Consider the following 12,758-nt stretch of genomic DNA (forward strand, 5'->3'; position numbering starts at 1 on the left):
ATAAATGTATTTTTGTCTAGAATATATTTCAGCTAAAACATAAAGCTAGGCATTATTCACTTTATTGTTTATTAAAAGAAACAGAAACATACCTTTCCTGTTTCTTTTGAAATATAAAAAGGCTCGAACCGCTTCTCTCGACGGTTCGAGCCTCTTTCTCCTCAAAAAGAAAGGGTTTTATTGTTGATCTGCTTTCCCAAGCTCATATGCTTCGTTCATAACTTTCATCAATAACTCTAATACTGGTTGTGCTTTCTCCATATCAAGCGCAATTCCATTATCATCTAAAATGGCCTTTGCTTCTGGTAAATGCTTCATTGCGATTTGTAAAAACTGCATGCTTTTTTCGTTCATATTATACTCTTCCTCTCCATTAAAACTTTCACATACAATAGTGTAACACGCGTGCTATCCTTCGTATAACTCTTTATATTTTTTCATGTGTGCCAGTTGCTTATTTAAACCGTATTCTAACGGAGTATTTCTTTTTATCGAAATTACCTCGATAGCCTCATCTCTTACTTCGTTATTATTTTTATTTACTTTATCATCCGCGCGTAAAAGGTTCATACCTTTTTTCCATAATGATTTTTTACCACTAAGCAAATTGTATATACCGAGATGCTGCTCGTTCATTCCATTTTCCCATAAGTATTCACATACATCTTCCACGTACAGTAGATCACTTCCGTTTTCCTCACTCGCATAATAGCACTCTTTCTCATCCAGTTCTGATAAAATGAGCTGATGATACATCATAAAAGACGGTTGCCACGGTCCATATAATGTAGGAACTCGAAATACACTATATTGTAAATCCCCTTTTTTCAATCCTTCTTCTACTTTCAAAAATATGCGCTTATTTTCCGATTCATCTGTACTACCTACTTCAATAGAAGAAATTAAATTTAACTTCAATTTTTGTTCTTCACACATTCTTATAATTCGCTTTAAATATTGTAATATGACTCTTTCATTCCGAAACCCACATTGCTGATTTGGCTCATATAAGCAAAAGTAAACAGTATCGAATCTCTCTTCCTCTACTAATCTCCATCCATCTTCATCTCTTATCGAATAATACGTAAATAACGCATTTCGCCCAATTAACAATAACTTCTCTTCATTAATTTTGGTCATACTATTGAATTCATCAAAATCAAGACCATACACTTCTACTTCTTCTACGATCATTTTATTCACAAGGTGATAACCTACAAACGTAAGTGCACCTATTATCAGCACGCGTTCCATACCACCAACCCTTTCTCCTTGAAACAAATAGCTCCTCATTTATGTATATGGGAGCTTCACAATTCTTCTTCATATTTTTTAAAGAAATCAGTCGTTTGCCTAACCATTTTATATTTCACATCTTGCAGATGGAACAAGACAGAAGTATCGCATTGATTTAATTGCCTCATTTTCTCATATTTACGCAACTGTTGTTTTCTTCCTCTTTTTTCTTGTGTTGATACGAAAACTTTGACAGGTACACAAGATGGAAGAAGCGTAAATGATTTCTTATTTATTTTTAAATCTAACTCTTCCTCTTTGGCATCATACGCCAAACTTAATTCCTTCACTAATCTTTTGTAAAAAAACTTATGCTCTTTCTCAAATTCCACATATTCTGGTAAATCTAAACACGGATTCAACATAATGACAGAACGAATACATTCAGGGTATTTGTTCATCATTTCAAGTGCTACAAGCGCACCCATACCATCTGCCATTATGTGCATTTTCGCATTTAACGTCTCTTTTCTCAAAACAACATCATATAAACGTTTTGCTAGACGAACAGATTGGTCGTTTCCCCAGTGCCTTCCGTATAAATTAGAAGAAAAGACCGTGTAGCCTTCCTCAATAAGGCCATGTAAAAAATAAGATCTTCCCGCATGCTGTGTCCATAAACTTGTACCATTCTCAATAAAGTAGTTGTAATCACCGAGGAGCATAACCGAAAATCCATTTGGCTTCTCCGGTAAATAAATGACACATGGTTCTTTTTCTAAGTAAAAAAAACGTTCCGTAATACTCATTTTTCCCCCGCCTTATTTTCTAAACATATAAAACCACTCTTTTATAATGTATGAACGGAATGCAAATTTGCGTTGAAAAATCTACAAATATTTTTCTATATTCTTTTTTCAATTGTGTTACAATAAGGACAGATTGAACGAATAGAGGTGTAAAATATGCGTTTCATTTGGGCATTAATTTGGTCGTTCTTACTTGTACATATGATGAGCTATGTAATCGGCTCTATGACTGGCGGTACATACGACTTTAACCAAGCGTCTATTTTCTCAGTTGTTCTTGCTGTATTAGTACTAGCGATTTCAGCTGCAATTCCAAACGAGCCAGTAGAACAACACTAAAAAAAGAGTCCGGATTTTATCCGAACTCTTTTTTATTTTTATTTCACATGAACAACTAATTCGTTATTTTCTACATCGACAACTACGTGACTATTGTCAGTAATTGTTCCTGCAATTAATTCTCGCGCTAATTTCGTTTCCACTTGACGTTGTACGTATCGTTTTAATGGACGAGCTCCATACATCGGATCAAAGCCAGCTTCTACAACGAATTCTTTTGCTGCGTCTGTTAATTCTACTGTAATGTGACGGTCAGCTAAACGCCCTTGTAATTCTTTTACAATTTTATCAACAATACCTTTAATTTCATTCGTTGTAAGAGGTTTAAATAAAATAATTTCATCAACACGGTTTAAAAATTCAGGGCGGAAATGTCCTCTTAATTGCCCCATTACAAGGTCTCTTGATTCCTCTTTAATCGAGCCATCTTCTTCTAATCCATCTAGTAAATGAGCAGATCCAATATTTGAAGTCATAATAATAACTGTGTTTTTAAAGTCCACTGTACGTCCTTGCGAATCTGTAATGCGTCCATCATCTAACATTTGTAATAAAATGTTGAATACTTCTGGATGTGCTTTTTCAATTTCATCTAATAAAATAACGGAATATGGTTTACGTCTTACCGCTTCTGTTAATTGACCGCCTTCTTCATATCCTACATATCCAGGAGGTGCACCAATTAAGCGTGACACTGCGTGTTTCTCCATATACTCAGACATATCAATACGAATCATTTGCTCTTCACTATCGAATAAAGACTGCGCTAACGTTTTTGCAAGTTCTGTTTTACCAACACCCGTAGGGCCTAAGAAAATAAAGGAACCAATCGGGCGGTTCGGATCTTTAATACCAGCGCGAGCACGAAGAACCGCGTCTGATACTAAGCTTACTGCTTCCTCTTGTCCGATGACACGCTCTGATAAGATTTGCTCTAAGCGTAGTAATTTCTCGCGTTCACCTTCAACGAGTTTAGCAACAGGAATACCAGTCCAGCGTGAAACAATATCTGCAATTTCTTCTTCACTTACTTCCTCACGTAATAAACGATTTTCTTGTTTATTATGCGCGCCCATTTCTTCCGCTTCTTTTAACTCTTTTTCAATTGCTGGAATTTTCCCGTGACGAAGTTCGGCCGCTTTATTTAAATCGTAATTACCTTCTGCTTCTTCTAATTCACGGCGCAGACGTTCTAAATGTTCACGTAAGTCACGAACTTTGTGAATGTCTTCTTTTTCTTTCTCCCATTTCGCTCTCATACCACTTGCAACTTCTTTTAAATCTGATAGTTCACGTTGCAACGTTTTAAGACGTTCTTGGCTACCACGATCTGTTTCTTTTCCAAGAGCTGCTTCCTCAATTTCTAACTGCATAATACGACGCGTTACTTCATCTAATTCTGTTGGCATAGAATCAATTTCTGTACGAATTGTTGCGCACGCCTCATCAACAAGGTCAATTGCTTTATCTGGTAAGAATCGATCTGAAATATATCGATCTGATAAAACTGACGCTGCAACAATCGCACGGTCATGAATATTTACACCGTGATAAATTTCAAAACGCTCTTTTAATCCACGTAATATGGAAATCGTATCTTCAACAGTTGGTTCTTCTGCTAATACTTGTTGGAAACGTCTTTCTAGCGCTGGATCTTTCTCAATATATTTACGATATTCATCTAATGTCGTCGCCCCGATACAATGCAGTTCACCACGCGCAAGCATTGGTTTTAGCATATTCCCTGCATCCATCGCACCTTCTGTTTTACCGGCGCCAACGATTGTATGAAGTTCATCAATAAATAATAAAATACGCCCTTCACTCTTTTTAATTTCATTTAATACAGCTTGCAGACGCTCTTCGAACTCACCACGGAATTTCGCACCAGCTACGAGCGCACTCATATCTAACGCGAAAATCGTTCTATCTTTTAGCCCTTCAGGTACATCTTTTTTCACAATACGCTGCGCTAACCCTTCAACGATTGCTGTTTTACCAACACCTGGCTCACCAATTAAAACAGGGTTGTTTTTCGTTTTACGTGAAAGAATGCGAATGACACGTCGAATTTCACTATCCCGGCCAATAACAGGATCAATTTTCCCTGCTCTCACTTCTGCCACTAAATCACGGCCATATTTTTCTAACGCTTCATAAGTTGCTTCTGGATTTTGACTAGTCACTCTTTGATTCCCCCGAACTGTCATTAAAGACTGTAATAAGTTATCTTTCGTAATATGAAATCTTGTAAATAATTGATTGATATCGCCTTTTTCTTCAGAAAAAGCAAGCAATACATGTTCCACTGAAATGTAGTCATCTTGCAATTTCTCTGCTTCTTTTCCTGCTCTTACAAATAGTTGTTGCAGAGCACCTGTTATATATAATTTGCCTACTTCTGCACCGCTTCCCGTTACAGAAGGCTTTTTCTTAATTAAACTTTCGGCGCCTTGCTTTAACGCTTCTATATCGACATTCATTTTTTGAAAAATACGCACTGCTAACCCATCTTGCTCTTCTAATAATGTAAACAAGAGATGAACAGTATCTACTTCTTGATGATGATGAGATACCGCTAAAGATTGGGCACTCATAATCGCCTCTTGTGTTTTTGTTGTCATTTGATTTAAGTCCATCTTTACAGCCCTCCAAACGTTTGACTTTCTTTGACCTTTGATTTAATTATACGCCAACTGACTTTTTTATACAATAAATTCGCCTATGCATTTTCAAACTTATTATTGGAAAAAGAAAAAAGGAGCATTCATTATGCTATTTAAAAAAGTACGATAAATGAAACTACATTATGTAACAACAAAAAAGCCGCAATAAAGATTGCGGCTTCTGTTACGGTTTTCTTTTATATGTCCACTGGCGGTTATGATTCGTGTTATCTGGAAACTTTTCACCGGCAGTTAATTGTACCATTTGCGGATTTTTTACCATACTTCCCGTTTCACCAATTTCTACGTAAATGCCATCATTTGGCGCTTTTTGTCCAGAACGAAACCTGCGATTTTGTCCCATCTTCATTCTCCTTCCATGACGTCTTGCCTCATTAGTATATCCATTTTAAAAGAAAGGTTTTCTGTCATGTTTAGGAAACAAGTACTACATCTCATTCTTGTACATATACATGAATGACACAAGCTTAGGAAGGAATTCCTTTCCTATCTGTAGAAAAAAAGAAACCAACCTACTCTAGGCTAGTTTCAAAGGAGAGTCAAACATATACGAGAAGATTACATGTTCATTATATGCCTCATCATACGAGCAATGTAACCCTTTTCACATTTTGTACATAATGAAAGAAACATTATTTGAACTTTCTAAAAAGATGTTGACTTTTCTTAATTTCCAACGAGAAATAGTAGACACCGTAGTACTTCGCGACGTAAGATGGATATATAGTGAAATCTCCATCTATGGTGGTCTCACCCAGTCTAACCTCTTATTTCTGCATATTAAAAACGGAAATACAGATAGAAACAAAAAAATTATTATAAGAGGTGAAATTATGAACAAACAACATTTAATCGCATTAGACTTAGACGGCACTTTATTAACAGACAACAAAATAATTTCCACTCGAACGAAACATACAATTGCAAAAGCAAAGGAACAAGGACACGTTGTCGTTATTTCAACAGGACGTCCATTCCGCGCTAGTTATGATTACTATAAAGAACTAGGTCTGAATACACCTATCGTAAACTTTAACGGTGCGTACGTGCACCATCCTCTTGATTCAAACTGGGGTATACATCACTCTCCTCTTGAGCTAGCAACAGCGCAAGAAATTGTACGAGCTTGTTTTGATTTCGGCGTAAAAAATATATACGCTGAAGTTATGGATGATGTGTATGTTCGTGAAATTGATGAAGATAAAAAACACATTTTCGAATTCGGTTCTCCTAAGATTTTTACAGGAGACTTATTAAATATTTTAAATGACCATCCAACTTGCTTATTAATTGACGCACATGACGAGCATTCTACTGCAATTCGTCAACATTTAACTGATATGCATGCGGAAGTAATCGACCATAGAAAATGGGGTGCACCTTGGCCGATTATTGAAATTGTAAAAAGCGGATTAAATAAAGCGGTCGGATTACAAAAAATTTCTAGTCATTACAACATTCCACAAGAGCGAATTATCGCTTTCGGTGACGAAGATAATGATTTTGAAATGATTGAATTTGCTGGTCACGGCATCGCAATGGGAAATGCCATCCCTGAATTAAAATCACTCGCAAACCATACTACGTTAACGAACGAAGAAGATGGTATTGCTTTATATTTAGAAGAGGTTCTTGGGTTGTAATCTAAAAATTCCCTACTTATAGTTTCCTACCAAATGCCCATACTATAAGTAGACGCATAAGACATCGCGTCGATTGTTTTCAGCTAAATAAAGGGGGTTTTTCGAATGGGTAAAAAGAACAAATCAAAACGTTTTATCCAACAAGGAGCCGATGCTGTTATGAAGCATGATGCAAGATTCCCGTACAGAGGTACATTAGCTGAGGCAGAAAAGGCAAGAAGTAACTCTTCTTTTGGAGGGGTTTAAATGGGGAACTTACTATTCCAACAAGCTAGAGATGCTGTTGAAAATGCCGTATCTTGTTCAAGCGGTACTGAGCAACAAGATCTCGTATATAGAGCAAAAAATGCTTTGCAATCCGCTTACGCAAACTCTTCAACTGCTGAAAAAGTTCAGCTCCGTGAAATGCAAGAGCAATTGCAAAACATTACGAATGTACATTAAAAAAGAGGACCAACTTTGGTCCTCTTTAATCTTTCCGAAACAATCCGAACACCCCAACTGTTTGCAGTATATTTGTAAATGCACCTGGGTCCACTTGTTTAATAATCCTCTCCAATTCGTATAACTCGTAACGGGTAATAACCATCATTAACATTTCTTTATTTTCATTCGTATAAGCACCTGTTGCTGGTATCGTTGTAATTCCTCTTACTAATCGCGAGTGAATCGCCTTTCTTACGTCCGCCCCATTCTTCGTAACAATTAATGCTGTAATCTTTACATGACGAGTATGAATTGCATCAATAATTCTCGTTGATACATATAAAGTCACTAACGTATATAACGCTTTTTCCCATCCATATACATAGCCAGCAGCGATAATGATAATTGCATTAAAAAAGAAAAAGTATGTACCGACAGGCTTATCTTTTATTTTTGATAAAATCATGGCGATAATATCTAATCCACCTGTAGAAGCACCCCACTTTAAAGCAATCCCTACTCCAATTGCCGAAATAATCCCGCCAAAAATCGCATTTAATATGATATCATTCGAAACCGCTCTAACAGGGATGATTTCTAGAAACAAAGTCATAAATATAACACAAAGAAAACTAAAAAAGGTGAAGGCCTTTCCAACCTTTTTCCACGCTAAAATAACGACAGGAATATTAAATAAGCTAAACAATACTCCCGTAGATATGTGAATCGATAAAAAATCACCTAATATTTGTGATAATAATTGAGACAATCCAGCAAAGCCGCTCGCATACACTTTCGCTGGCGTTAAAAATAAATTCATCCCAATCGCGTTTAATAAACCTGCGATGATTACAACGATTAACTTCTTTATAAGTTCAGTATAATTCAACTTCAAATCCATTTGGAGTCCACCTTTACCCTTCATAAATGCACCGCTATACATAGTCTTTACGAAAAAGGAAATGATAAACGTACAACGTTTAGAAATGGAGTTGATACATATGCCACATACGAGTGATAACGACAAAAAAGCACGCGATAATAATGCAAAACGCACACAAAAAAATGAGCAAGAGCAAAAAAATATTCAGCAAGGTAAACGTGCATACTCTAAAAAGACCGATCACCTTTGATTCCATCGTACATCAACAATTATGTTGATGTACTTTTTTACATTTTAAAGGAAAAAAACATTAAAAATTCACTTCATGTTCACTTCTATATTCTACAATAGCGATAACATATTCGGATGAGGTGTTGGCATGAGAGGGAAACATATTTTCATTATTACTGCACTAATAAGTATATTGATGCTATCTGCTTGCGGACAAAAAAACGGCTCAGCTACAGTCGCCACAGCAACAGACTCGACCATTACAAAGGATAACTTCGAAAAACAATTGAAAGATCGTTACGGAAAAGACATGCTATACGAAATGATGGCACAAGACGTCATCACAAAAAAATATAAAGTATCTGATGAAGAGGTAAATAAAGAAGTAGAAAAAGTAAAAAAACAATATGGAGATCAATTCAAAAAAGTATTAGAAAATAATGGTTTAAAAGATGAAGAGGATTTTAAAAATCAAATTAAGTTCAAACTTGCTATGAATGAAGCAATTAAGAAAAGCATTACAGAGAAAGACGTAAAAGACCACTATAAGCCAGAAATTAAAGCGAGTCACATTTTAGTAAGTGACGAAAATGAAGCGAAAGAAATAAAGAGTAAACTAGATGCTGGTGCTTCATTTGAAGAATTAGCAAAACAAGAATCACAAGATCTACTATCAAAAGATAAAGGCGGAGACCTTGGATACTTCAATTCAGGTACAATGGCTCCTGAATTCGAAACGGCTGCCTACAAACTAAATGTTGGACAAATTAGCAACCCCGTAAAATCATCAAACGGTTATCACGTTATTAAATTAACTGATAAAAAAGATTTAAAACCTTACGATGAGGTAAAAAACTCTATTCGCAAAAACTTAGAGGAAGAACGTACTGCTGATCCTGTATTCAGCAAAAAATTGTTACAAGAGGAATTAAAAAAGGCAAATATTAAAATAAATGATAGTGATTTGAAAGATACATTTACTCTTGTTTCTCCGCAAGGAAATTAAAAAAGCACAACCTTATTTTTTTAGATAAGGTTGTGCTTTTTAATCTTTTATCTTATTTCTTAAAGTAAGTCCAACCTTCTTCTTGGTAAACCTTTTCTTCTTTCATCAACTTACCAAGTGCACGCTTAAATGCAGCTTTACTCATGTTAAAGCGTTCTTTAATATCTTCTGGATGGCTCTTATCCCAAAACGGCATTGCTCCGCCTCGTTCTTCCATATATGCATAAATTACTGCAGCATCATCTTCCATTCCTTCTTCTTTACGAGGAAGAAGTGAAATGTTAATTGTACCGTCATCTTTTACGTCAATAATACGGCCCGTTACACGCTCACCGATGCGGACTTGTTCTTTTCTTTCTGTATGGTGTAGGAAAGCACGGAAATGCTCATCCGTTAGTATGAATGAACCAACTTGAAGTGAACGATATACACGTCCGTTTACGTTTTTATTACGCATAGATGGCGTTGCATCTACGATAATTTCTTGCATATCACTGTCTCTCGCTGGAAGAGCAATTAAACGATCACGATTCGTTAATTTTAACGTACAATATAATTCGTCGCCTACTTCTGGCCATACTGGCATATAAATCGGGAACTCATCAGCTGGAATTAATATATCTTTTGATACACCAATATCAACAAACACACCTAAACTAGGAATGACTTCTACAACCTTTACCCAGTTCCAATCATAAGTTGTAATAATTGGCTCCTTCATTGTTGCTGAAATACGATTTTGGTGATCAAGGTATAAGAATACATCAATCGTATCGCCTTCTGCAATTTCTCCAGCTACTTCGTTTTTATGTAGGAAGATTTCTTCTTCTTCATTCCCAACCATATATCCGATTTCCGTTTCGCGTAAAACAGTTACCTGTTCAATCGATCCTATTTGCAAATACATATTTTTAATTCCCTTCTATATATATAAAATTATCTTTTTTATCATTCCAAACAAAAGTTAATTATAACATGATTTTCCCTGTATTTGTCCAACTGCCCAAAATTCACTATAATAAAATGTGGTTCCATGAATATAAGTACGAAAACACTTAAGTCTAGACTCGTTTTCAGCTATACTTTAGTATGTACAGTACATAACAAGATTAGAAATTTATTTGGAGGTGCTAACTATGGCAAAAGATAGTTCTTTTGACATCGTTTCGAAAGTAGAATTACCTGAAGTAACAAACGCAATTAATATCGCATTAAAGGAAATCCAAAACCGATATGACTTTAAAGGAAGTAAAAGTGATATTAAATTAGAAAAAGAAGTACTAGTTTTAACTTCTGATGACGAGTTCAAATTAGACCAAGTAAAAGATGTTTTAATTTCTAAACTTGTAAAACGTAACGTTCCAATTAAGAACTTAGATTACGGAAAAGTTGAAGCTGCAACTGGCAACACTGTTCGTCAACGCGCAACACTTCAACAAGGTATCGATAAAGATAATGCTAAAAAAATTAACAACATCATTAAAGAAATGAAATTAAAAGTAAAAACACAGGTACAAGATGATCAAGTACGTGTTACGGCGAAAAGCCGCGATGACTTACAAGCAGTAATTGCAGCTGTTCGTAGCGCTGATTTACCAATCGACGTACAGTTCATTAACTACCGCTAAAAAGAAAACTCCTCTTAATTAGAGGAGTTTTCTTTTTAGTTTTGTAGAGACAATATTACAAGAACAAACCATAGAAAAAAGGCATCTGCGATGAAAATTGCTAAGTGAACAGAGTCTAACCATACGAATACTTCACAAGTGAATGCATGATTAAACTAGGCCTTATTGTAGAATTTGTTTTATACATGTATTTAGCAGACCTTATTGAAAATAAGAAAAAGACACCTCAAGACGTTTCCCCCTTCGATTTGAATTACTTTTCTTAGTAATTACATCCTAGGCCAAAGTCATCTTAAAAATCGCTGTAACTCATAATTCCTCTCCCCGCCAAAACGTAACAATTTATGAGTATAAGAATATTTCCCAACCTTTAATGTAATGTAAAATTAATAAGGATCTTAAAAAATGTTAATTAAAAAAGAGTTAGAAGTGGTTTTTTGAAGAAATTAATATTATGGTTTTTATTGGCCACATTCTCCCTAAATACTGTAGGATGTTCTAATAATACGAATACACTAACGGATAAGTCTAACTGTATCAACAAAGCTTGGTACAAAAAAACTATGTCATGTAATCATTTAAAAAACATTAAATAGTTAATGATAAAAGTCATAAGAAAAGACACATCAAAGCGCCTTCCTCCGACTTGAACCATCTTAATTTTAATCATATTTGGATGGAGTTAAAAAGAAGCATAAATTGTTAATAAAGATGCAGACTTCAAAATAAAAAAGTACGTTAAGGAAACTCTTATATTAAACACTAATATTCTAGAAGCAAGTTTATAAGTGTAAAACCTACAGGGATTTCCCCTGTAGGTTTTATTATATTTCAAGTGATTTCCAAATGAATTATGAGTGGCTTTTTTCAGTTTGGTTTTCAAAATATTTTTCTTTAACCATTTTTATCAGATTTTCTTTTTCTGTTAGTTCAAATATAAATAATGCTTTTTTCATGTTATTTGCAATATCTTCTTCATTCTGTTGTTTAAATCTTAATAAATTCCATCCTTTTAAATAGTACAGTTCACCTAATAAGTATAAAGTATTTAGATTAATAGCTAATTTGATGCCCTTATCAATGTATTTTACCGCTTCTTCATATTGATAGGTCATACCTAAACATTTCGCTAAATTAAAAATGATTTTTAATTTAATCGCTTTATCTCTCGGAAAATCTAACTTATTAAAATTAGTTAAACATCTTCCTAATATAGTAATACTTTTATCATATTCTTTATTTTCCGCATAAAATATAGACATTGTCTGCATAATATCTATTTCTCTTTCTGATAAAAAATCAACATTGGTTAAAGTTAGTTTTAATGCATTATTTAAAAGTTTTAAAGCAGTTTTTATGGATCTGTTCACCTCAAATACAGCAATTGCTTCATGCCATAGGAGAAATTGTTTATCTTCTTTTGCCTGGAAATTTTTTTCATCTTTCTCTTTTTTCACTATTTCATAAAGTTCTTTATATTGTTTTTGCTTTAAGCAATCTTTTATTACACATTTTACATTTTCTACATATTTAAATTTCTTGTTTTGAGTTAATGCAAATATATTATTCGGGTCAATACCAAGTCTTTCTGATAATTGATATAACAATATACTAGATGGATAAATCATACCTTTTTCTATTTTGCTAATTTGACTTTGCGAACATATTCCATGACATAATTCGGATTGTGATATATTTTTTTTAATTCTAAGCTCTTTAATGGTAATACCCAAATCGTAAAATTCCATTTTCCCACCTACTATTTAGCACTATATTAGTATAAGAGTATTCTCTAACTTTTAATGTAATGTAAAATTAATATAGTTGCAATTATCGTTCGTTTCAAAGATCTTTCTCTATCCGTATTGAC

The 12,758-nt window shown here is 34.5% G+C and carries 15 protein-coding genes; 7 read left to right on the plus strand and 8 right to left on the minus strand.

Annotated features, from left to right (window positions below):
* Positions 1-177: 177 nt before the first annotated feature.
* Genes C4S65_RS06210 through C4S65_RS06220 form a run of 3 tightly spaced genes read right to left on the minus strand, consistent with a single transcriptional unit; the run spans position 178 to position 2,045 of the window.
* The gene (locus C4S65_RS06210; RefSeq protein ID WP_001003335.1) at positions 178-354 is read right to left on the minus strand and encodes a ComZ family protein; all 177 of its coding nucleotides are present in this window, start codon (positions 352-354) and stop codon (positions 178-180) included.
* A gap of 54 nt (positions 355-408) precedes the next feature.
* On the minus strand, positions 409-1,281 hold the full coding sequence (locus C4S65_RS06215; RefSeq protein WP_103945167.1) for an NAD(P)-dependent oxidoreductase: 873 nt from the start codon (positions 1,279-1,281) through the stop codon (positions 409-411).
* 29 nt (positions 1,282-1,310) lie between these two features.
* Positions 1,311-2,045 carry a hypothetical protein gene (locus C4S65_RS06220; RefSeq protein WP_000028706.1) on the minus strand — a complete coding sequence of 245 codons (735 nt, stop codon included), beginning with the start codon at positions 2,043-2,045 and terminating at the stop codon, positions 1,311-1,313.
* A 156-nt stretch (positions 2,046-2,201) separates the two neighbouring features.
* Between C4S65_RS06220 and C4S65_RS06225 the strand changes: the two genes are divergently transcribed.
* On the plus strand, positions 2,202-2,384 hold the full coding sequence (locus C4S65_RS06225) for a YjzD family protein (RefSeq protein ID WP_001211116.1): 183 nt from the start codon (positions 2,202-2,204) through the stop codon (positions 2,382-2,384).
* A 38-nt stretch (positions 2,385-2,422) separates the two neighbouring features.
* On the opposite strand, the gene clpB is transcribed toward C4S65_RS06225, so the two are convergent.
* Both clpB and C4S65_RS06235 read right to left on the minus strand, forming a co-directional pair.
* Complete coding sequence (gene clpB / locus C4S65_RS06230; protein WP_000365378.1) at positions 2,423-5,023, minus strand: ATP-dependent chaperone ClpB; 2,601 nt, start codon at positions 5,021-5,023, stop codon at positions 2,423-2,425.
* A 211-nt stretch (positions 5,024-5,234) separates the two neighbouring features.
* Complete coding sequence (locus C4S65_RS06235) at positions 5,235-5,414, minus strand: YjzC family protein (RefSeq protein ID WP_000531422.1); 180 nt, start codon at positions 5,412-5,414, stop codon at positions 5,235-5,237.
* 490 nt (positions 5,415-5,904) lie between these two features.
* Here C4S65_RS06235 and C4S65_RS06245 point away from each other — a divergent pair, with 490 nt between their 5' ends.
* The 3 genes from C4S65_RS06245 to C4S65_RS06255 all read left to right on the plus strand — a co-directional run bounded on the left by C4S65_RS06245 (position 5,905) and on the right by C4S65_RS06255 (position 7,158).
* The gene (locus C4S65_RS06245; protein ID WP_001041241.1) at positions 5,905-6,714 is read left to right on the plus strand and encodes a Cof-type HAD-IIB family hydrolase; all 810 of its coding nucleotides are present in this window, start codon (positions 5,905-5,907) and stop codon (positions 6,712-6,714) included.
* 105 nt (positions 6,715-6,819) lie between these two features.
* Positions 6,820-6,960 (plus strand): hypothetical protein, encoded by a 141-nt coding sequence (locus tag C4S65_RS06250; protein ID WP_000516816.1) that lies wholly within the window; start codon positions 6,820-6,822, stop codon positions 6,958-6,960.
* Entirely contained in the window at positions 6,961-7,158 is a 198-nt protein-coding gene (locus C4S65_RS06255; RefSeq protein ID WP_000527408.1) for a DUF3813 domain-containing protein, read from the plus strand.
* A gap of 25 nt (positions 7,159-7,183) precedes the next feature.
* Here C4S65_RS06255 and C4S65_RS06260 read toward each other — a convergent pair whose 3' ends face one another.
* Entirely contained in the window at positions 7,184-8,041 is an 858-nt protein-coding gene (locus tag C4S65_RS06260) for a YitT family protein (protein WP_000364431.1), read from the minus strand.
* Between the two features lie 100 nt (positions 8,042-8,141).
* Between C4S65_RS06260 and C4S65_RS06265 the strand changes: the two genes are divergently transcribed.
* Both C4S65_RS06265 and prsA read left to right on the plus strand, forming a co-directional pair.
* A complete protein-coding gene (locus tag C4S65_RS06265; RefSeq protein ID WP_001120851.1) occupies positions 8,142-8,273 on the plus strand; it encodes a DUF3941 domain-containing protein in 132 nt (43 codons plus the stop codon).
* Positions 8,274-8,402: 129 nt separating this feature from the next.
* Entirely contained in the window at positions 8,403-9,260 is an 858-nt protein-coding gene (gene prsA / locus C4S65_RS06270; protein WP_001214216.1) for a peptidylprolyl isomerase PrsA, read from the plus strand.
* Positions 9,261-9,312: 52 nt separating this feature from the next.
* On the opposite strand, the gene C4S65_RS06275 is transcribed toward prsA, so the two are convergent.
* A complete protein-coding gene (locus C4S65_RS06275) occupies positions 9,313-10,167 on the minus strand; it encodes a S1-like domain-containing RNA-binding protein (protein ID WP_000281256.1) in 855 nt (284 codons plus the stop codon).
* 229 nt (positions 10,168-10,396) lie between these two features.
* Here C4S65_RS06275 and C4S65_RS06280 point away from each other — a divergent pair, with 229 nt between their 5' ends.
* Positions 10,397-10,888 carry a YajQ family cyclic di-GMP-binding protein gene (locus C4S65_RS06280; RefSeq protein ID WP_001040146.1) on the plus strand — a complete coding sequence of 164 codons (492 nt, stop codon included), beginning with the start codon at positions 10,397-10,399 and terminating at the stop codon, positions 10,886-10,888.
* Positions 10,889-11,739: 851 nt separating this feature from the next.
* Here C4S65_RS06280 and C4S65_RS06290 read toward each other — a convergent pair.
* Positions 11,740-12,636, minus strand: a complete 897-nt coding sequence (locus C4S65_RS06290) for a helix-turn-helix domain-containing protein (RefSeq protein ID WP_061666478.1) — start codon at positions 12,634-12,636, stop codon at positions 11,740-11,742.
* Positions 12,637-12,758 lie beyond the last annotated feature (122 nt).

Source organism: Bacillus sp. ok061, from assembly GCF_900108285.1.
Lineage (GTDB): Bacteria > Bacillota > Bacilli > Bacillales > Bacillaceae_G > Bacillus_A > Bacillus_A thuringiensis_S.